We start from the raw sequence: 19,713 nt of genomic DNA on the forward strand, positions 1-19,713 counted from the left end.
GCGGGCTCGGGCGCGGCGGGCTCGGGCGCGGCGGGCTCGGGCGCGGCGGGCTCGGGCGCGGCGGGCTCCGGGAGCGCCGCGAGCCGGGCGCCGAGCTCATCGATCCGTGCCGTCGCCCTGGCATGGTCGTCGCGCACCCAGGCGAGGTCGTGAGCCAGCCGTTCCGCGTCGGGGGTGCCCTCCTGGACTGCCCCGAGCCGGGCGACCAGCTCCTCTCCGCGCCGCACGGCGTCCGCCTGTGCGCGCCGCATCAGGTCCAGCCGCTCCAGCAGCGCCTCCCGGCCGCCCGGGCGCCGGTCGTACGCGGCGGCCGCGGCGGTGTGCAGCTCCCGTGCGCGTACCGCCTCGGCCCGCACCGCCTCCGCTTCCGGGCCGCGGTCACCACGCGCGGCCGCGAGGTCCTGGAACAGCGCCTGCACCACGTCCCAGGGCGGCACCTGCCCGCCGTCGAGACAGGCCCGCATCCCGTGCGGGTCACGCCGCAGGAAGACGCCGTACCAGCCGCCGCGTTCATCGAGTCGCGCCACCAGATGCGCGAGACACCGCGCGAACGCTCCGACCTGCTCCGGGATGTGATGCATCGTCATATACGCCCCTGCTCACAGCCGACCGGAGTCCTCCGGTCCGGAGGGCATTCGACCTCAGCCGTGTTACAGGGGGGCTACAGGGGTTTTTCGGCCGGGAACCGCACCGCGATCCCCACGTGCGGCCGCTTGCCCAGCCGCACCAGGGTGGCCGGCAGGTCGGCCATCCAGAACTGCCAGCCGTACTTGCGGGCCATCAGCTTGCGTACGCCCTTCACGTCGTCCAGCAGCCGCGCCGTGCCCTCGACGCCGACGGCGCCCTCCGCCACGCGGCCGCGGACGTCACACGCGGTGACGACGACCCGGCTGTCGCGGCGCAGCCGCTTGACCTTCCAGGAGTCCTCCCGCGTCCAGACGTAGAGCTCACCGCCGTCCACCGCGTACCAGACCGGCGTGGCGACTCCCGTGCCGTTCTTGCGGAACGTGGTCAGGCTGACATAACGGCCGTGCCGCAACGCTTCAGGTATCACGTCGGCGAGCCTACGCCCTCGTACCCCGGCCACGCCCCCGGCGATGCGCGGACCGCGCCCCCCTGTGCGGACAACGGGACAGACGCGGACCCGGGGGCCGGTCGGGATCGACACGCCGCGCCACACCGCAGCGCCACAGGGGGGGCAACTCTCCGTACCGCGCGGGCAGTCGACGACCCGGCGGCCGATGTCGACTTCATGACGCGCGGGTTCCGGCACGGCGCGGGACGGGAACATCGCGACCATGACACCCCCGTGCCGCATCCCGCCCGACCGGGATCCGGAGGTCACCGAAGTGGTCTACAGCGTCGGCCGGGACCTCGGGGTCTCGGACAAGGTCATGCTGGCCGCCTTCGAGGCGGGCTGGGTCGAGTCGCACATGAACAACCTCGACTGCGGCGACAAGGATTCGCTCGGGGTCTTCCAGCAGCGCCCCAGCCAGGGCTGGGGAACGCCCGAGCAGATCAGGCACGTGCCGTACGCGGCCCGGCGGTTCTTCGAACGGGCCGTCCGGGTGGAGCGGCGGTCGCCCCGGCTCAGCGCGGGCGCGACGGCCCAGGAGGTGCAGCGCTCCGCCCACCCGGACCGGTACGACGCGGCGGAGGAGAAGGCACGCGCCCTGCTGGAGGAGGCGATGGCCTCGGCCGGCCGGGGCCATGCGGCGGCGCTGCGGGCCCAGGGGGTACGGACCGGGCCACCCCACCCGCACTGATGCCGGCGCGGCGGTGTACATGGACGGCCCGCGCCTGCGACGGCGCCGCAGTCGCCGGTCGTCGGCCGTCCGGCGTTCCGGCGTTCCGGCGTTCCGGCGTTCCGGGCCGGCCGGGGCTCGGTCAGTAAAGGATGGACGGCAGGTACGCCCCGGCCGGCTCGCTGTAGAGGCCGATGGTCATCAGGCTCATGAGCTGCCGCACCTTCAGCCCGTGGCCGAGGCACCACTTCAACAGGGCGCTGTCGCGCGCCGGCACGAGAATGCCGGGGCCGCCGAAGGCGGGCGCGGAGGCGATGAGCGCCCGGACGTCCTCGGTGGTCTCGCCGACCGTGTGCCCGAAGAAGGACAGGTCGGTGGCGTATCCGGTGATCCTCCCGTCATGCTCGGTCACCCGCGCCGTGCCCGCCCTGATGGCGTCGGCGAGTTCGCCCCCGCGGTCGGCGCCGTGGACGCGGCGGCACAGGTCGTCGCAGGCCGCCAGGTCCGCGTCGGTGGCCGCCCGCACCTCGTAGCCGGGCACCGTGCCGCCGATCGGCGGCCCCTGGAGGCACGCCAGCGTCTCGCGGAACTCGAACCCGAGCCCGGCGTAGAGCGCGAACGAGCGGCAGTGGTAGCCGCTCTGCAGCAGCCGGATGCCGGGCGCCCGCCGCTCGTTCGCCCGCCGCATGACGTCGAGCATGAGCCGGCGCCCGACGCCTCCGTCCTGGACGGCGGTGTCTACGGTGACCGGCCCTACTCCGGCGACGGGTGAGCGCTCGTCGAGGCAGTTGCTGCCGACGATCCGGCCGTCGAGCTCGGCGACGACGGTGTAGAAGCCGGGGTGGCCGAACACCATCCGGAACATCTCCGTGGCGGGCTCCGGACCGGGCATGTCGGACGGGTACCCGTGCTTGCGGGCGATGCCGTCGAAGGCCTCGAAGCAGATCCTGCCGCACTCCGGTGCGTCGTCCGCGCGGCTGGGACGCAGTACCAGGTCCATGGTCCTCTCCTTCCGGCGGACGGCCCGCCAAGGCCCCCTTTCCATCGAACGCGCCCACCACGCCTCTGGCAATGGGGAGGGGAATCGAGCCGTACGAACCCCCTGGCGCGAACCCCTTGACGCGCCTTCCGGCCACTCACATACTGGCGGCCAAATCGATTTGGCCGCTACGGTTCCGCTCCCGTCTCGGGTGGACCGCGGCCGAATCCGGAGCGAGCCGAACGGAGCTCGAACGTGTCCAGTCCCCGCCCCACGCCCCACGTCCCGTCCCCGACAGGGCCGACCCCCGGCCACTCCGAGACGACGTCCGCCCCCGCCGCGGCCCCAACGCCCGGCACGGCCACCGGATCCACGCCCGGTCCCGTACCCGCGACGAACGGCCCGCGCGACCCCGGCACCGCGCCCAGCGCCGCACCCGCATCCGCACCCAGCACCGCGCCCGCATCCGCACCGGACAACCCCCGCGACCCCGGCACCGCACCCGCACCGGACAGCCCCGCGTCCGCCATGGCGCCCGCACCGAGCGGCTCCACCGCCGCGTCGCCCCGGCCCGCAGCACCGACGCCAGACCCAGACGCCTCGTCCGGCTCGGGAGCCGGGGCGGGACGAGGCGCAGGAGCCGGGGCCGGGGCCGGGGCCGGACAAGGCGCCGGGGGCGGGGCGGGGGCCGGGGGCGGGCCGGCCGACAGCGCGCAGGTCCACGGGGCGGTCCACCCCGTGGACGAATCACGGCCGCTCGGGCGGATCCTGCTCTTCGGGGTCCAGCACGTCCTCGTCATGGCCGCGACACCCATATCGGCCATCTTCCTGATGAGTGCCACGCTCCGGCTCGATGCCGCCCTGACGGTCGACCTGCTGTCGGCGGCGTTCATCCTCTCCGGTGCCGGGTCACTCATCCAGTCGCTCGGGCCGTGGAAGTTCGGGCCGAAACTGCCGTTCGTGATGCTGCCCGGGGGCGCGCCGCTCATCCTGTTCCTGGCCATCGCCGAGCAGCACGGACTGCCCACCGCCACCGGCGCCGTGATCCTCACCGCCGCGTTCTACTTCGTCGTCCTGCCCGTCTTCTCCCGGCTGCTGGCCTTCTTCCCCGCGCTGGTCATCGGCACGATGATCGTGATCGTGGGCGTCAACCTGGTGAAGGTGGGCGCCGTGCTCGTCACCGGCCGGCCCGGCCAGCCCGGGTTCGCCGACCCGGCCAACCTGCTCCTCGGCATGGCGACGATCGGCTTCACCGTCGCCTTCTACCTGCTGTTCACCGGCGTGCTGCGCCAACTCGCCGTGATGCTGGGGCTGATCGCCGGTACGGTCCTCGCCTTCCTCCTCGGCGGCGTCGACTTCGGCACGGCCGCCGAGGGCGGGCTGCTGAACCTGCCCCAGGTGATGCCGTTCGGTTCGCCGGAGTTCAACCTGCTCGCCGCCCTGCCCCTGATGCTCTACAGCCTGGCCTCCATGGCGGAGGCCACCGGCCAGACCGTGATCAACGCGGAGGCCGTGGGCAAGGAGATCGACAAGCGCCGGGACGTACCGAAGACCATCCGGGGCGACGCGCTCACGTCCCTCTTCGGCGGCTTCTTCGGCCTCCCGCTGATGGTGACCAGCGGCGAGAACATCGGCATCGTCCGGGTCACCGGCGTACGCAGCAGGTTCGTGACCGCCGCCGCGGGCGTCGTCCTCATCGTCATCGGCCTTCTGGCCCCGGTCACACGCGCGATCAGCGTCATCCCGTCGGCGGTCGTCGGGGGCACCGCCATGGTGGTGTTCGCCGTCATCACGGTGCTCGGCGTACAGATGCTGGGCCGTGCCGAACTCGACCGGCACACCAACACCTTCATCTGCGCCGTCGCGCTCGCGCTCGGCCTGCTGCCGATCCTCGTCCCGGGCGTGTACGGGGCCTTCCCGCCGAACGCCCGGATCCTCCTGGAGAGCGGGGTCGCCGTCGGCGCGGTCACCGCCGCCGTCCTGAACGTCCTGTTCCACCACGTCCGGCTGCCCCGCCCCGGTGGCCGCCCCGATGGCCGTACCCGTACCCGCCCCCGTACCGAAAGCGACCGATGAACGAGCCCACCCCCGACCGTCTCCGCACCGACGACGGCGACCTCCTGCTCGCCCCCGACGCGGTCATGACGCCCGACGGCCCGAGGGACCACTACGCGGCCGTCGTCTCCGGCGCCACGTTCCGTGCCGTCGGACCGGCCGAACGACTGGCGCGCGAGCACCCGCACCTCACGCCCGTCCGGCTGCCGGGGCACATCCTGATGCCCGGGTTCGTCGACGCCCACCACCACCTCACCCAGAGCTTCGGCGCGGCACTGGCCTTCGGGGAACCCTCGGAGATCTTCCGCCGGGTGTGGGTACCGCTCGAGGGCTCCCTGGACGAGGAGGCGGTGTACGTGGCGGCGAAGCTGGCCGCCCTCGAATCGCTGCGCGGCGGGTTCACCACCGTCGCCGAGGCGGGCACCCGGGCGCCCGTGGACGTGGAACTCGTGGCCGCCGCCACCCGCGACGCCGGCATCCGCTGCGTACTCGGCCTGGTCTGCAACGACGTGGACGGGGACACCGAGACCACCCTCACCGGCGCCGAGAAGCACCTCACCCGGTACGGCGTCGAGGAGCTGATCCACCCGTCCCTGGCCGTTTCCGTCCCGGAGGCCGCGACCGCCCGCACCCTGCGCCACACCGCCCGCTTGGCCGCCGAGGCGGGCGCGGTGGTCCAGATCCACGTCAACGAGCATCTCGCCGCCGTGGAACGCTCCCTCGTCCGGCACGGGCTGCGGCCCCTGGAGTACCTGCACCGGACCGGCGCTCTGGGGCCGCAGTTGCTCGCCGCGCACGCCACCCTCGTCACGCCCCGGGAGGTCACCCTCCTCGCCGACAGCGGGGCGGCCGTCAGCTACAACCCGGTGGCCAGTGCCTGGAAGGGCAACGCCGTGGCCCCGGCGACGACCATGGCCGAGCGGGGCGTCCGTTTCGGGCTGGGGACGGACGGCACCCGCGGTGACGCCTTCCGGCTGGCGGACGCCGCCGAGTTCGCCCAGCGCCTCGCGTACGGGCTGGCCACCGGCGACTCCTCGTGCGGAGCCGGCTGGACGTGGCTGGACCGTGCCGCCCGGGGCGGTGCGGACGCGCTCGGGCTCGGCGGCCGCACCGGCCGGATCACGGCAGGCGCCGCCGCGGACTTCCTGCTCGTCGACGTCTCGACGCCCGAGACGGCACTCTCCTGGGACCTGCCCTGGGAGTTGGTGCGCCGCGGCAACCGGGACCAGATCAGCGCCGTCTTCGTGGGCGGTCGGCTGCGCCTGTGGCGCGGGTGGCCGACCGACTGGGACGGCCCGGCCCTGGTGCGGCGGGCAGCCGAGCTGGCGCAGGAGGTGATGCTCCGGGCGCCGGTGACCCGCGTCCACCCGACGTCCGCCGACGCCTGGGCGGCCCGGTCGTGAGTACGGAGACGGTCGTCGTCCTCGCCGTCACGGTGGCCGTCGCCGCGTTCGTGCAGGGCGCGAGCGGGCTGGGCTTCGCCCTGATCGTGGCGCCGGTGGCCGGGCTGCTGGACCCGGGGCTGGTGCCCGTCTTCGTCCTGGCGTCGATGGTCCCGCTCAACCTGTACGTCGCGTGGCGCGAACGTGCCGCGCTGGACCTGCGGGGTGCGGGCTGGATCACGGCGGCCCGGCTGGCGGCCACCCCGGGCGGGCTGATGCTGCTGTGGGTGATCCCCGACCGGCGGCTGGGCCTGTTCGTGGGGGTGGCGACCGTGCTGGCGGCGGTGGTGAGTCTGGCGGCGCCCGCGTTCACCCCCGGGCGGGGCGCGTACCTGGGCGCCGGGGTGGTCACCGGGCTGACGGAGACGGCGACCGGTGTGGGTGGCCCGCCGCTGGCGCTGGTGTACCAGCACCGGCCGCCGGCGGAGCTGCGGGCGACCGTCGCCGTCTGCTTCCTGGTCGGGGAAGTGGCCTCGCTGGCCCTGTTGTTCGCCACGGGCCGGGGCAGTACGGCCCATCTCGGGTGGGCGCTGGCGCTGCTGCCCGCGCTGGCCGTGGGGGCGTGGCTGAGCCGGCTGGTGCACCAGCGGCTGGACGCGCGCCGTATGCGGCTGTTCGTCCTGGTCTTCGCGCTCGTCTCCGGGACGGGGCTGATCGTGGGGCTGTGACCGGTGGCCACCCGCCGCCCCGCCGCCACGGCCCCCTGCCGGCCCAGCCGTCGCCTCCACCGCCCCCGCCGGCCCAGCCGCCTCGCCGCCCCGGCCCCGCCGCTCCGGCCCCGGCGCGAATCAGGCGGGCGTCGTGCCCCGCAGCGACGAGGCCCGGGGCACGACGCGCGGCTCGGGCGCGGTGGCCAGGGGGGCCGTGGCCTCACCGCGCAACCGGCCGAGCAGCAGCTCCACCGCGTCGGCGGCGGCCCGGTCGAGGTGCAGGTCCACGGCGGTGAGCGGCGGCTCGCAGGTCCGGGCCCGCAGTCCGTCGTACCTGGTGACGACCATGACGTCGTCCGGGACGCGGCGGCCGCTGTCGCCGATGGCCCGTACGGCGCCGACCGCGAAGGCGTCCACGAGCGCGCAGACGGCGTCGACGTCCGGGTGGCCGGCGAGCAGGGCGGCGCAGGCGTCGTACCCGGCCTGCTCGCCGCCCTGTTCGGAGGCCGTCGCGACGACCGGCTCCCAGCCATGCCCGGCCGCGGCGCGCAGGTACGCGGCGCGGGCGTCGACCGCGGAGTGCCGGGACCCGGCGCCGATGAGCAGCGCCGGGTGCCGGGCGCCCTGTTCGCGCAGGTGGGCGAGGAGCAGGTCGACGACGAGCCCGCCGCGCAGGTCGACGTACGGGGCGTCGTCCCCCTCCGCCGTGGGGCGCCCGAGCGTCACGTACGGCAGGGCCCGCTCGTGGAGCTGTGCCACGGCCACGTCGTCCCGGTCGGGCTCGACGACGATGGCGCCGTCGATGTCCACCGAGTGCAGCGCCGCCCCGGACCGCACGGGCGGTACGAGCACGAGGGCGTACCCGTGCAGCAGGGCGCGCTCGGCGGCGGCGGCGGCGACCTCCATGTAGAACCCGAGCCGGGACGGCCCGCCGGCCACCGCGAACGGCATGGAGGAGGCCAGCGCGATGGCCTTGGCCTCGCCGCGCCGCAGCCGCTGCGCCCGCAGGTTGGGCCGGTAGCCGAGTTCGGCGGCGGCCTTCCTGACGCGTTCCCGGGTCCGGGGATCGACCTTGCCGATGCCGTTCAGGGCGTGCGACACGGTCGTCCGCGACACCGACGCGGCGCGGGCCACGTCGGCGATCGTGGGCGGCCTGCTTCCGGAACCGGACGTGGCCATCTGCGGGGACGCTCCTCGTTCACTGCTGGTACCTGTCGCTGACAGCCTCATCTTCGCCGACGGGCCGGGCCGCCGGAAGCCACGCCGGCACCAGGACCGCACCGGCCGGACCGGACCGGACCGGGCGGGCCGGCCGGGCCGCCGGAAGGCAGGCCGGCGCTACGGCCGGCTGGCCGGGTGGACCACCATCGCCGAGCCGCCGCCCCTGCGGGTCTTCTCGGCGGCGGCGAGCCAGCGGCCGTCCGGAAGGCGCTGCACGCCGGTCGCGGCGCCGATCTCGGGGTTCTGGCGGAAGGCGTGGCCGATGGCCTGCAACTCGGCACGGAGGGGGCTGTCGTAGAGGGCCGGCTCGAGTTCCGTGGTGGCCTGGTTGCGCTGGCTGGCGCGCGGCGCGGCGATCGCCTCCACGAGCGGGTGGTCACGGTCCACGACGCCCGTCAGGGTCTGGAGCACGGTCGTGATGATGGTGGCGCCGCCCGGGGAGCCGAGGGCGAGCACGGGGCGGGCGTGGCCGTCCAGGACGATGGTGGGCGACATGGAGGAGCGGGGGCGCTTGCCGGGGCCGGGCAGGTTCGGGTCGTGGACCGCCGGGTCGGCCGGGGCGAAGGAGAAGTCGGTCAGCTCGTTGTTCAGCAGGAAGCCCCGCCCCGGCACGGTGATGCCGCTGCCGCCCGTCGACTCGATGGTGAGGGTGTACGCGACGACGTTGCCCCACTTGTCGGACACGGTCAGGTGCGTGGTGTTCTCACCCTCGTACGTCGTCGGCGCGGCCTTGCCGCTCGTTCCGCACGGCTCGGGCCGGCGCGGGTCGCCCGGTGCGAGGGGGCTCTTGAGGACCGCGTCGTCGCGGATCAGACAGGCGCGCGAGTCGGCGAAGCGCTGCGACAGCAGCCCCTTGACCGGGACGTCCTCGAACGCCGGGTCGCCGACCCACCGGCCGCGGTCGGCGAAGGCGACGCGGCTCGCCTCGATGAACCGGTGGAGGTACCGCGTCTCTGACAGCGAGGAAAGGTCGCCGCGCTTCAGGATGTTGAGCGCCTCGCCCACGGTCGTGCCGCCCGACGAGGAGGGCGCCATGCCGTAGACGTCGAGTCCGCGGTACGATACCTTGGTGGGGCGCTGCCGCTTGGTCTCGTACGCCGCCAGGTCGCGTTCGGTGAGGTCGCCGGAGCGCACCTCGCGGGTGGCACCGTCCCGGACGGGCGGGTCCTGGACGGTCCGGACGATGTCGCGGGCCAGTTGTCCGTGGTACAGCGCCCCCACCCCGTGGCGGCCCAGCTTCTCGTACGTACGCGCCAGGTCGGGGTTCTTGAGGACGGACCCGACGACGGGCAGGCGCCCGTCCGGCAGGAACAGCTCGGCGGAGGCGGGGAAGTCGCGGAACCTCGCCTCGTTGGCGGCGGTCTGGGCCCGGAAGGTGGCGTCGACGGTGAACCCGTCGCGGGCCAGCCGCTCGGCCGGCTTGAGCAGGTCCCGCAGCGACTTGCTGCCCCACGCGTCGAGTGCGGCGGCCCAGGTCGCGGGCGTGCCCGGGGTGCCGACGCTCAGCCCGCTGGTCATGGCCTCCTCGAAGGGGAGGGGCTTGCCGTCCTCGCCGAGGAAGAGCGACGCGTCGGCGGAGAGCGGGGCCGTCTCGCGGCCGTCGATGGTGTGCACCTTGCGGGTCCTGGCGTCGTAGTGGACGAAGTAGCCCCCGCCGCCGATGCCCGCCGAGTACGGCTCGGTCACCCCGAGCGCGGCGGCGGTGGCGACCGCCGCGTCGACGGCGTTGCCACCGCGCCGCAGTACCTCGATCCCGGCGGCGGAGGCGTCGGGGTCCACGCTCGCGACGGCGCCGCCGTACCCGACCGCCACCGGTTCCTTGGCGGGTGCCGGGCGTTCCGTGGGTGGCGGTGCCGCGGCACCGACCGAGAGGACCGTGGCGGCGACAGCGGCGAGCGAGACGTTACGTACGTGGGACCGACGCATCCGTACCTCCAGTCAACGACCGTCCGCGCAGCCTAACTTCGCCGGCGGCCCCTTGCCAGGACCGCCTCGAACAGCGTTCCGCTCCCCCGCTACCATGCGCGCCCATGTATGAAGACCTGCTCAACATCGTGCTCGGCGTGGTCGCCACCGGGGTCAGCGCGTCGCTCGGCTGGCTCGCCCGTACCGCGCTGTGGCGCCGCCGGCTCCGCCGCAAGCAGGCCTTCTTCGGGCTGCCGGGGAACGCCGAGTGCCTGCTGGTGGTCAACCGCGAGGCGGGCGGCGAGAGTGTGGTGCACCGTTTCGACGTGTTCGCGCTGCTGGAGCTCTCGGCGCTCATCAAGGACTGCGGAGCCCACGCCCGTGTCGTGCACCACGACTCGGCGCAGCAGGGTTTCGGCGAGCGCACCGAGTTCTGCCTCGGCGGGCCCTACTCGAACCGCCGGATGGCCGCGCACCTGGCCACCCTGCTCCCGGGGACCGACGTCAGAACGGAGGCCGAGCCGGTCGCCGAGCGCGGTGTCTTCACGATCGGCTCAGAGCGGTACGCGATGGACCCGGGGGTGTCCGAATACGTCCTCCTCGCCCGGCTCACCGCCGGCGAGGGTGCCCGGCCGGTGTTCCTCTTCTGCGGCCAGCGCGCGATCACCAACCAGGCGGCCAGCCGCTATCTGGCGCGGCACCACGAGAAGCTGGCGCGGAAGTACGGGACCGACGGTTCCTTCGTGCTGCTGCTGAAGGTGGTCAATTCGCAGGCGTACGGTCCTGACGTCGTCGAACTGGTCGCGGACGTGACCGGTACGGCGCGGACGGCATCGGTACCGGAGGCCGGCTAGCGCCCCTGCCCGGACCGGGAATATTCCCGGCGCTCCCGGGACAACCCGGAACCTTCGATCGCCCTCTCACCAGGGGACGAAAGAACGCATCGGAGGTTTTCCAGGTGATCCGCACACGCCCGCGCAGCCCCTTCCGCACCGCCGCCCTGGGGGGCACCGCGGTCCTCGCCGCGGCCGCCCTGACCGCGTGCTCGGGCGGTTCGGGGGCCGCGAAGGCCGACGACGGCAAGGACGCGAAGCCGGACACCCGGATCTCGGTGAACCTCTCCGGCAAGCAGGCCAAGGCCGGCGTACCGGTGAAGGTGACCCTCTCCGAGGGGAAGCTCCAGCGGGTCACCGTCACCGACTCCAAGGGCGTCACGCTCGACGGCACCGTCTCCGCCGACGGCCGCACCTGGACCTCCGCGCGCAAGGCGGCGCCCGGCACCGGGTACACCGTCGAGGCGCGCTCCGCGGACGGCGGTACCGCCGGGGCGGGCTTCGCCACGGCCGCGCCCGAGAAGGTCAACAAGCTGACGCTGGCTCCGGGAAAGAACAGCACGGTCGGTGTCGCCCACCCGCTGTCGATCGTCTTCGACCACCCGGTCAAGAACAAGGCCGAGGTGGAGAGGCACCTCACGGTGACGACGTCGGACAACACGGTCGGCTCGTGGGGCTGGATGGAGGACTGGTCGGGCAAGGACCGGGTCGACTGGCGGCCCAGGGAGTACTGGAAGCCCGGCACCAAGGTCACCCTCCGGGCGGAGCTCAACGGCATCGACTCGGGCGAGGGCGGCGGCTGGTTCGTCCGTGACTACACGACCGACGTGACCATAGGCAAGAACCAGCTGGTCAAGGTCGACCTGGACAACCACCGGCTGAACCTGCTGCGGGACGGCCGGGAGGTCCGGGACGTCCCGATGTCGGGCGGCACGCCGGGGGGCGACAAGGCGTCCTGGCGCGGGAAGACCGTGCTGATGTCGAAGGAGGGCACCATCAACATGCGCTCCGAGACGGTCGGCCTGGGCGACGCGTACGACAAGATGGTCGACTACTCGATGCGCCTGACGTGGTCCGGGATGTACGCGCACGCCGCGCCGTGGAACGCCCGTCACATGGGCAGCGCCAACCGGAGCTCGGGCTGTATCGGCATGGACACCGGGGACGCCCGATGGGTGTACGACCAGGTGCAGGTCGGCGACCCGTTCGAGGTGCACGGCCGCGACGCCAAGGGCACGCAGGCGCTCAACAACGGCTACGGGGAGTGGAACCTGTCCTGGGCCGACTGGCAGGCGAAGAGCGCCCTGCGCTGACGCGGCGCCCCACAATCGTTACCGGTGCGTAACTTACCAACGGGTTACCTGCGGTAAGCCGACTGTGCTTTCCTTCGGTTCACCTTTCAAGCGTTCACAGCGATGGGGGAACGAACCGTGGGAAAGCGGCACCAGGCCCTGCGTACGACGACGACCGGCGCCGTCTCGGCCGCCCTGCTCGCCGGGACGGCCCTGGGGTTCGCCCCCACCGCCACCGCCACCGGCACCGCCACCGGCACGACCACCGATATCCGGTTCGTCGACATCGCGGGCGACGGCGGCACCGTGCTGAAGGCCAACGTCGTCACCCCGGCGGGGTCCGACGGAACGCGCCGCTACCCCGTGATCGTCCTGCCCACCAGCTGGTCCATGCCGCAGATCGAGTACCTCGCCCAGGCGAGGAAGCTCGCCGGCGCCGGCTACGTCGTCGTGAGTTACAACTCCCGCGGCTTCTGGCAGTCCGGCGGGAACATCGAGGTGGCCGGCCCGCCGGACGTCGCCGACGCCTCCAAGGTCATCGACTGGGCGCTGGCCAACACCCCGGCCGACCCCGGCCGGATCGGCATGGCGGGCGTCAGCTACGGCGCCGGCATCAGCCTGCTCGCCGCCGCGCACGACAAGCGGGTCAAGGCCGTCGTCGCGCTGAGCGGCTGGGCCGACCTCATCGACTCCATCTACAGCGGCCGTACGCAGCACCTCCAGGCCGCCGCGATGCTCGGCGGCACCGGCTACCTCACCGGTCGCCCCAGCCCCGAACTCCAGCAGACCTTGAAGGACTTCCTCGCCTCCAACCTCGACAAGGAGGACGAGATGATCGCGTGGGGTGCCAAGCGCTCCCCCGCCTTCCAGCTGGACCGGATCAACGCCAACGGCACCGCCGTCATGCTCGGCAACGCCTGGGGCGACACCATCTTCCCGCCCAACCAGTACGCCTCCTTCTACGAGAAGCTCACCGGTCCCAAGCGCCTGGAGTTCCGGCCCGGCGACCACGCCACGGCCGAGGCGACCGGCCTGCTAGGCCTGCCCAACGACACCTGGACCAACGCCCACCGCTGGTTCGACCACCACCTCAAGGGCGCCGACAACGGGATCGACCGCGAGCAGCCGGTCCAGCTGAAGTCCCGCGCCGGCGGCGGCTACGAGGGCTACCCCGACTGGAAGTCGGTCGGCGCGACCGAACGCAAGATCGCCCTCGCCGACGCGCAGAAGGTGTACGCGAACGTCGACTCCGGGGCCAACGGCGGCATCGTCATGCTCTCCAACACCCTCGACCAGTTCCTCAAGCTGCCCCCGGTGGCCTCCATCCCGCTCCTCCCCCGCTCTTTCGCGGCCGTCTGGCAGTCCGAGCGGTACGACTCCGTCCAGCGCGTCCGGGGAACGGCGAAGCTGCACACCACGGTCACCAGCACCGAGTCGAGCGGCACGCTGGTCGCCTACCTCTACGACGTGGGCCCGCTGGGCCTCGGCAAGCTGGTGAGCAGCGCGCCGTACACCTTCCACGGCAAGGCGCCGGGCCGGCCGTTCGCCGTGGACATGGAGCTCTTCTCCACCTCCTACGACGTCCCGGCCGGGCACCGGCTCGCCCTGGTCGTCGACACCGTCGACCCGCTGTACATCGAGCACAACCCGTCCGGCGCGCGGCTGACCTTCTCCTCGCCGTCGTCCGACCCGTCGTACGTGTCGGTCCCGCTGCGCGAGAAGTGATCTCCGGCCGCCGCCGGTCGGGCCTGGCCCATCGGGTGTTCCGGCACCCCGACTCGCCGCCGCGTCCCCTCCGCGCCTCATCCCGGCGCGGAGGGACCCCCCGGCAGCAGCGTTCCTGTAGCGGCCGGTCCAATGTCCACGGCCTCGGACTTCGGACTGCGCCGCTGCCTTCTGGCCACCCACGTGGCGAACCAGGAGAGCAACAGGCACATCCCGATGTAGATCGGTGAGATCACCAGCACCACGGGGATGAACGGCAGATCGTAGTCGAGGTTCGACGCGATCAGCTTGCCCGCGTGGAGGAACTCCTCGTAGGTGATGAGGAACCCCAGGGAGGTGTCCTTCAGCGCGACCACCAGCTGGCTGATGATCGCGGGCAGCATCGCCCGCACCCCTTGCGGAACCAGGACGTAGGACATGACCTGCGTCTTGCGCATGCCGAGCGAGTACGCGGCCTCCCGCTGGCCGCGCTCCACGGAGTTGACGCCGGCCCGGAAGATCTCGGCGAGCACCGAGCCGTTGTAGAGGGCCAGTCCGGCGACCAGCGCGGGCAGCGGCCGGACCTGCAGCGCCACGAAGATGAAGAAGATCATCACCAGCACGGGCATGGCGCGGAAGAACTCCACCACGAGGGTCGTCCCCCACCGGAGGGCCCGGTGTTCGGACAGCCGCCCCGCGGCGAGGGCGGCGCCCAGCGCGAGTGAGAGGACCGCGGCGTACGCGAAGGCCTTGAGGGTGTTGCCGAGGCCGCGCAGCAGCAGTTCCTGGATGCCCACGTACGCGAAGGGGTTCCACTTGGCATAGGTGAACTGGTCCGTGTCGAACAGCAGGTACAGGATCCAGCCGAGCAGCGTCACGATGAGGACGGCCGACAGGATGCCGTAGGTGAAGTGCCGTTGCCGGGTCCGGGGGCCCGGGATGTCGTACAGGGCGGTGGCGCTCGTCATCGGGCGACTCCCCAGCGCTTCTCCAGGGCGGTGAAGACCGCGCTGATGGTGAGGGTGACGATCAGGTAACCCAGGGCGATCCAGACGAACGTCCAGATGATGCTGTAGCCGAGTTCGTTGAGGGTCTTGTAGGTACCGAGGAGTTCGGTGACGCTGAAGGCGCCGGCGATGGCCGAGTTCTTGGCGAGGGCGATGAGCGTGGACCCGATCGGGGGGATGACGCTGCGGAAGGCCTGGGGCAGGACGACCGCGCCCAGGGTCTGGCCGAAGGTCATCCCGAGGCTGCGGGCCGCCTCCCCCTGCCCCCTGGGCACGGTGTTGATGCCGGAGCGCAGCGCCTCGCAGACGAACGCGGAGGTGTAGCAGCCGAGAGCGAGCACCGCGAAGAGCGTGAACGGCAGGACGAGTCCGAAGCGCGGCAGGCCGAGCAGGACGGCGAAGAAGAGCAGGGTGAGCGGGGTGTTGCGCAGGACGGCCACCCACACGGCCCCGAGGACCCGCAACGAGCCGACGGGGGCGGCGCGGAACGCCGCCATCACGAAGCCGAGGACGAGGGCGAGCAGGGAGGCGTAGGCGGTCAGCTCCACGGTGCCGAGGAAACCCGCCCCGTAGAGCGCCCAGTTGTCCGTCAGTACGTTCATGGCCGGCTCCTCAGCTCGCCGGGTAGCGGTCGACGGCGGGTGGTTCGGGGGCGGGTACGCCGGAGAGCCCGAGGGTCGCGTCGTACGCCTTCTTCCAGTCGCCGTTCCGCTCGCCGGCCTCGATGGCGTCGTCGATGGCGAAGCGCAGGGCGTTGTCGGAGCGCGGGACGCCGATGCCGTAGGGCTCTTCGGAGAAGGGGGTGCCGACGACCTTGAGGTCCTCGGGGACCTTGGCCGCGTACCCGAGCAGGATCGTGTCGTCGGTGGTGACGGCGTCGACCTGGTAGGTGAGGAGGTTGTCCACGCAGATGGAGTAGGTGTCGTACGCGACGAGGCGGGCCTTCGGGTACTCGGCCTCGATCCGCTGGTACGGCGTCGAGCCGGCGGCCGAGCAGACGCGCCTGCCGACCAGGTCCCGGGGGCCGTTGATGCCGGTCTCGTCGGAGCGGACGAGGAGCGACTGCCCGGCCAGGTAGTAGGGGCCGGCGAAGCCGACGAGCTTCTTGCGGTTGTCGTTGATGGTGTAGGTGCCGACGTAGTAGTCGATCTGGCCGTTCTGGAGGGCGGTCTCGCGGTTGGCGGAGGCGACGGTGCGGAACGCGATGGTCGCCGGGTCGAAGCCGAGGGAGGCGGCGGTCATCCTGGCGATCTCGATGTCGAAGCCGGAGTAGCGGCCGTCGGCCGGGTCCTTCTCTCCCAAGTACGGCTGGTCCTCCTTGGCCCCGACGACGAGGTGGCCGCGCCGCTTCGCGCGGTTCCAGGTCGGCGAGTCCGGAAGCAGGAAGGCGGTCGCCACCCGGTACCGGGGCAGCTTGTCGGGCTGCGGTCCCTTGACGGGCGGGCGGCCGTCCTTGCCGCAGGCACCGGCGGCCAGGGCGAGCGCCAGGGCCAGGGCCGGCGCGACGGCCGCCGGAGTGCGTTTCGCGCGTGTACGGTTCGTACGGATCATCGGTCCGGGCGCCCCTGTCAGTGCTTGAGGATCTTGGAGAGGAAGTCCCCGGCGCGCTCGCTGCGCGGGCTGGTGAAGAACTCCTCGGGGGCGCGGTCCTCGATGACGCGGCCGTCGGCCATGAAGACGACGCGGTTGGCGGCCGAGCGGGCGAAGCCCATCTCGTGGGTGACGACGACCATGGTCATGCCGTCCCGGGCGGGCTGCCGCATGACTTCCAGCACCTTGTTGATCATCTCCGGGTCGAGGGCGGAGGTGGGCTCGTCGAAGAGGAGGGCCTTGGGTTCCATGGCGAGGGCGCGGGCGATGGCCACGCGCTGCTGCTGACCGCCGGAGAGCTGGGCGGGGTACTTCTCCGCCCGGCCGGCGAGGCCGACCCGGTCCAGCAGCTCACGGGAGCGCCGGCCGGCGTCCCCCTTCCTACGCCTCCGGACCTTGACGGGAGCCAGGGAGACGTTGTCCAGCACGGTCTTGTGGGCGAACAGGTTGAACGACTGGGAGACCATGCCGACATCGGCCCGCAGCCCGGCCAGGGCCTTGCCCTGCTCGGGGAGGTCGCGCCCGTCGACGAGGATCCGGCCGGACTCGATCGTCTCCAGCCGGTTGACCGCCCGGCAGAGCGTGGACTTGCCCGATCCGGAGGGCCCGACGACGACCACGGCCTCGCCGCGGCCGACGGTGAGGGTGATGCCGCGGAGCACGTGCGACTGCCCGTAGTGCTTGTTGACGCCACGCAGCTCGATCAATGGATCGACGGCCATACGCTGCCCTGCCCCATTCTCGGCTGTGTCGAGGTCAGCGCAAACTATCCAGCCCGGAAAGGGACTTCAGACACTCGACACGCATAAGGGACGCATAAGCCGTATAACCACCCCAACCACCCCAACCAGCCAGCCCGGTGCTCCTACCCCTCCGCGGCCTCCGCGTAGACCTGCGAGAGCTCGGGCGAGCCGCTGATCGCCCAGTCGAGCCCGGCCTGCACGACGTGGATCTCCCGGCCGGAGACGAGCCGGACGAGGGGGTGGCCGCCCGGCGTCAGGTACCAGTGCGCGCCCCCCACCGTCCGTACGATGACCGTACCGAGGTAGAGGCCCGCGTCATTGCCAAGCCAGGGCAGTTCCTCGGGGTCGTCCCGCCAGCGCGGCAGCAGCTGGTCGATGGCCTCCAACGACCTCGGGGTGTCGTCCAGTCGGACCCCGTACTCCTGCACCCGGGCGCGCAGCAGGTCGCACTCGGCGAGCATGTCGGCCACGCCCTCCGCGTCGCGCTCCACCGCGGAGGGGGCGCGCCCGCCTCCGTGCCGCCTGCGCCAGCCGTCCAGGAAAGGGATGTTCATACCGCCCAGCGTCGCACCCAACGCACCTGACGCACTACAGGGCGCGCGCTAGACGTCGACGTCGACGACGACCGGGGCGTGGTCGGAAGCGCCCTTGCCCTTGCGCTCCTCGCGGTCGACGTAGCTGTCCTTGACGGCGTCGGCGAACGGCTTGTTGCCGTACACCAGGTCGATGCGCATGCCCCGGTTCTTGGGGAAGCACAGCTGGCGGTAGTCCCAGTACGTGAACGGGCGATCGTACTTCAGCGGGCGCGGGACCACGTCGGTGAGCCCGGTCTCGCGCAGTCCGGCGAGCGCGGCGCGCTCGGGCTCGGTGACGTGCGTGGAGCCCTCGAACAAGGAGCGGTCGAAGACGTCGTCGTCGGTCGGCGCGATGTTGAAGTCACCGAGCACCGCGAAGGGGCGGGCGCCCGCCGCGTCGTCGGCGACCGCGCCCTTGAGCGCCTCCAGCCAGCGCAGCTTGTAGGCGTAGTGCTCGTGGGCCACCTCACGGCCGTTCGGCACGTACACCGACCAGACGCGGGCGGGGCCGCACGTGGCGGAGATGGCCCGGGGCTCGGCCACGCCGTCGTACTCGGGCCCGCCGGGAAGGCCGTGGACGACGTCCTCCAGGCCGACGCGGGAGACCAGGGCCACGCCGTTCCACCGGCCGGTGGCGTGGACCGACGACTCGTACCCCAGCTCGCGCAGCTCGTCGGTGGGGAACTGCTCCGCGGTGCACTTGGTCTCCTGGACGCACAGCACGTCCGTGCCGCTGCTCTCCAGCCAGGCCAGCAGCCTGGGCAGCCGGGCGGTGATCGAATTGACGTTCCAGGTGGCGATGCGCATGTCCCACAGCCTAACGGGGGCCTGTGACAGTCAGAGCTCCGTCGCGCCCCCGGGCGCCAGCCGGCCGTGGTCGGTACCGCCCAGCTCGCCGATCTGGCGGTCGTAGATCGGCCGGGCCAGATCGGTGAGCAGCGCGTCGTGGATGTCGATGGCGCGCCGGGGCTTCACCTCGCGGACGTAGTCGATGACCTCGGAGATCTTGTTCCAGGGCGCCATCACCGGGAGCATCAGCGTGTCCACGGGGTGGTCGGGGACGGTGAGCGCGTCGCCGGGGTGGAACACCGCCCCGTCCACCAGGAAGCCGATGTTGGTGATCCGGGGGATGTCGGGGTGGATCACCGCGTGCAGTTCGCCGTGCACCTGGACGTCGAACCCGGCGGCGGTGAAGGTGTCGCCGTGGCCGACCGTGTGGACCCGGCCGGGGAAGGCGGCCGAGATCTTCTCCGCGACGCTGCGCAGCGTCCAGATCTCGGCGCCCGGGTCGGCCTCCAGGGCGGCGCGCAGCCGCCCCTCGTCGAAGTGGTCGGGGTGTTCATGGGTGACCAGGACGGCGTCGGCGCCGAGCGCCGCGTCCCGCTCGCTGAACCCGCCGGGGTCGACGACGAGCGTGCGGCCGCCCTTCTCCAGTCGCACGCACGCGTGGGACTTCTTCGTCAGCTTCATGAGGGCGTCCTCCTCCTGAGGGGCGGCGGTCACTCTTCCGGTGTGGTCTCCTCCAGGATCACCTGCCGGGCGACGCGGAACGCCGAGTTGGCGGCCGGGACACCGCAGTAGACGGCGGTCTGGAGCAGCACTTCCTTGATCTCGGCGGGTGACAGGCCGTTGCGCAGGGCGGCCCTGGTGTGGAAGGCGAGCTCGTCGAGGTGTCCGCCGGCGACCAGGGCGGTCAGGGTGACGGCGCTGCGCGTGCGGCGGTCCAGTCCGTCGCGGGTCCACACCTCGCCCCAGGCGTAGCGGGTGATCAGCTCCTGGAAGTCCCCGGTGAAGTCGTCGGCGGCGGCCATGGCGCGGTCGACATGCGCGTCGCCCAGGACCTCGCGCCGTACCCTCATGCCCGCGTCGTACGGGTCGGGCCGCCCGGCCGGGGCGGTTTCGGGCGCCGCGGGCGCGGCGGGGTGGACGACGGCGGCCTCGACGACGCCGGGCACGACCGCCCCGGGTGCCA

19 protein-coding genes and 1 pseudogene are annotated in these 19,713 nt (G+C 72.6%); 7 read left to right on the forward strand and 13 right to left on the reverse strand.

The window, feature by feature from the left end:
* Positions 1 to 587: pseudogene (locus ABD347_RS09705) on the reverse strand (hypothetical protein); the annotation flags it as partial.
* A 74-nt stretch (positions 588 to 661) separates the two neighbouring features.
* The gene (locus ABD347_RS09710; protein ID WP_344359063.1) at positions 662 to 1,054 is read right to left on the reverse strand and encodes a PPOX class F420-dependent oxidoreductase; all 393 of its coding nucleotides are present in this window, start codon (positions 1,052 to 1,054) and stop codon (positions 662 to 664) included.
* Between the two features lie 244 nt (positions 1,055 to 1,298).
* On the opposite strand from ABD347_RS09710, the gene ABD347_RS09715 reads away from it, so the two are divergent.
* Positions 1,299 to 1,766: a hypothetical protein gene (locus tag ABD347_RS09715; protein WP_344359066.1), complete on the forward strand. Its 468-nt coding sequence runs from the start codon at positions 1,299 to 1,301 to the stop codon at positions 1,764 to 1,766.
* A 121-nt stretch (positions 1,767 to 1,887) separates the two neighbouring features.
* Here ABD347_RS09715 and ABD347_RS09720 read toward each other — a convergent pair whose 3' ends face one another.
* Positions 1,888 to 2,745: a GNAT family N-acetyltransferase gene (locus ABD347_RS09720; RefSeq protein WP_344359069.1), complete on the reverse strand. Its 858-nt coding sequence runs from the start codon at positions 2,743 to 2,745 to the stop codon at positions 1,888 to 1,890.
* Between the two features lie 717 nt (positions 2,746 to 3,462).
* On the opposite strand from ABD347_RS09720, the gene ABD347_RS09725 reads away from it, so the two are divergent.
* From ABD347_RS09725 to ABD347_RS09735, 3 genes are read left to right on the forward strand one after another with little or no spacing between them, the layout of a single operon-like run.
* On the forward strand, positions 3,463 to 4,800 hold the full coding sequence (locus ABD347_RS09725; RefSeq protein ID WP_344359073.1) for a uracil-xanthine permease family protein: 1,338 nt from the start codon (positions 3,463 to 3,465) through the stop codon (positions 4,798 to 4,800).
* A complete protein-coding gene (locus tag ABD347_RS09730) occupies positions 4,797 to 6,182 on the forward strand; it encodes an amidohydrolase family protein (protein WP_344359076.1) in 1,386 nt (461 codons plus the stop codon). Before ABD347_RS09725 ends, ABD347_RS09730 begins: the two co-directional genes overlap by 4 nt.
* Positions 6,179 to 6,889, forward strand: a complete 711-nt coding sequence (locus ABD347_RS09735; RefSeq protein ID WP_344359079.1) for a sulfite exporter TauE/SafE family protein — start codon at positions 6,179 to 6,181, stop codon at positions 6,887 to 6,889. The genes ABD347_RS09730 and ABD347_RS09735 overlap by 4 nt, the downstream gene beginning before the upstream one ends.
* Positions 6,890 to 7,009: 120 nt before the next feature.
* Here the strand turns inward: ABD347_RS09735 and ABD347_RS09740 are convergent, their stop codons facing one another.
* Together ABD347_RS09740 and ggt are read right to left on the reverse strand one after the other, a co-directional pair.
* Complete coding sequence (locus ABD347_RS09740; RefSeq protein WP_344359081.1) at positions 7,010 to 8,050, reverse strand: LacI family DNA-binding transcriptional regulator; 1,041 nt, start codon at positions 8,048 to 8,050, stop codon at positions 7,010 to 7,012.
* Between the two features lie 159 nt (positions 8,051 to 8,209).
* The gene (ggt, locus tag ABD347_RS09745) at positions 8,210 to 10,018 is read right to left on the reverse strand and encodes a gamma-glutamyltransferase (protein ID WP_344359084.1); all 1,809 of its coding nucleotides are present in this window, start codon (positions 10,016 to 10,018) and stop codon (positions 8,210 to 8,212) included.
* Between the two features lie 104 nt (positions 10,019 to 10,122).
* Here ggt and ABD347_RS09750 point away from each other — a divergent pair, with 104 nt between their 5' ends.
* From ABD347_RS09750 to ABD347_RS09760, 3 genes are all read left to right on the forward strand, one after another.
* Positions 10,123 to 10,851 (forward strand): hypothetical protein, encoded by a 729-nt coding sequence (locus ABD347_RS09750; protein ID WP_344359087.1) that lies wholly within the window; start codon positions 10,123 to 10,125, stop codon positions 10,849 to 10,851.
* A gap of 104 nt (positions 10,852 to 10,955) precedes the next feature.
* Positions 10,956 to 12,143 carry a L,D-transpeptidase gene (locus ABD347_RS09755; protein WP_344359090.1) on the forward strand — a complete coding sequence of 396 codons (1,188 nt, stop codon included), beginning with the start codon at positions 10,956 to 10,958 and terminating at the stop codon, positions 12,141 to 12,143.
* Positions 12,144 to 12,245: 102 nt separating this feature from the next.
* The gene (locus ABD347_RS09760) at positions 12,246 to 13,847 is read left to right on the forward strand and encodes an alpha/beta fold hydrolase (protein ID WP_425575614.1); all 1,602 of its coding nucleotides are present in this window, start codon (positions 12,246 to 12,248) and stop codon (positions 13,845 to 13,847) included.
* A 77-nt stretch (positions 13,848 to 13,924) separates the two neighbouring features.
* On the opposite strand, the gene ABD347_RS09765 is transcribed toward ABD347_RS09760, so the two are convergent.
* The 8 genes from ABD347_RS09765 to pcaC all read right to left on the reverse strand — a co-directional run.
* Positions 13,925 to 14,794, reverse strand: coding sequence for an amino acid ABC transporter permease (locus tag ABD347_RS09765; RefSeq protein WP_344359095.1), 870 nt, complete (start codon positions 14,792 to 14,794; stop codon positions 13,925 to 13,927).
* Positions 14,791 to 15,435, reverse strand: coding sequence for an amino acid ABC transporter permease (locus tag ABD347_RS09770; RefSeq protein ID WP_344359098.1), 645 nt, complete (start codon positions 15,433 to 15,435; stop codon positions 14,791 to 14,793). Before ABD347_RS09770 ends, ABD347_RS09765 begins: the two co-directional genes overlap by 4 nt.
* Before the next feature lie 10 nt (positions 15,436 to 15,445).
* Positions 15,446 to 16,384, reverse strand: a complete 939-nt coding sequence (locus tag ABD347_RS09775; protein WP_344359100.1) for a glutamate ABC transporter substrate-binding protein — start codon at positions 16,382 to 16,384, stop codon at positions 15,446 to 15,448.
* A gap of 17 nt (positions 16,385 to 16,401) precedes the next feature.
* Positions 16,402 to 17,145: an amino acid ABC transporter ATP-binding protein gene (locus ABD347_RS09780; protein ID WP_344359103.1), complete on the reverse strand. Its 744-nt coding sequence runs from the start codon at positions 17,143 to 17,145 to the stop codon at positions 16,402 to 16,404.
* A 143-nt stretch (positions 17,146 to 17,288) separates the two neighbouring features.
* The gene (locus tag ABD347_RS09785; protein WP_344359106.1) at positions 17,289 to 17,720 is read right to left on the reverse strand and encodes a DUF6278 family protein; all 432 of its coding nucleotides are present in this window, start codon (positions 17,718 to 17,720) and stop codon (positions 17,289 to 17,291) included.
* Between the two features lie 48 nt (positions 17,721 to 17,768).
* Positions 17,769 to 18,548, reverse strand: a complete 780-nt coding sequence (locus ABD347_RS09790; protein WP_344359109.1) for an exodeoxyribonuclease III — start codon at positions 18,546 to 18,548, stop codon at positions 17,769 to 17,771.
* Between the two features lie 30 nt (positions 18,549 to 18,578).
* Entirely contained in the window at positions 18,579 to 19,211 is a 633-nt protein-coding gene (locus ABD347_RS09795; protein WP_344359829.1) for an MBL fold metallo-hydrolase, read from the reverse strand.
* 29 nt (positions 19,212 to 19,240) lie between these two features.
* Positions 19,241 to 19,713 (reverse strand): 4-carboxymuconolactone decarboxylase (gene pcaC, locus ABD347_RS09800; protein WP_344359112.1); only part of this gene is annotated, 473 nt, incomplete at its 5' end.

It is taken from the genome of Streptomyces gobitricini (genome assembly GCF_039532985.1).
Classification (GTDB): Bacteria; Actinomycetota; Actinomycetes; order Streptomycetales; family Streptomycetaceae; genus Streptomyces; species Streptomyces gobitricini.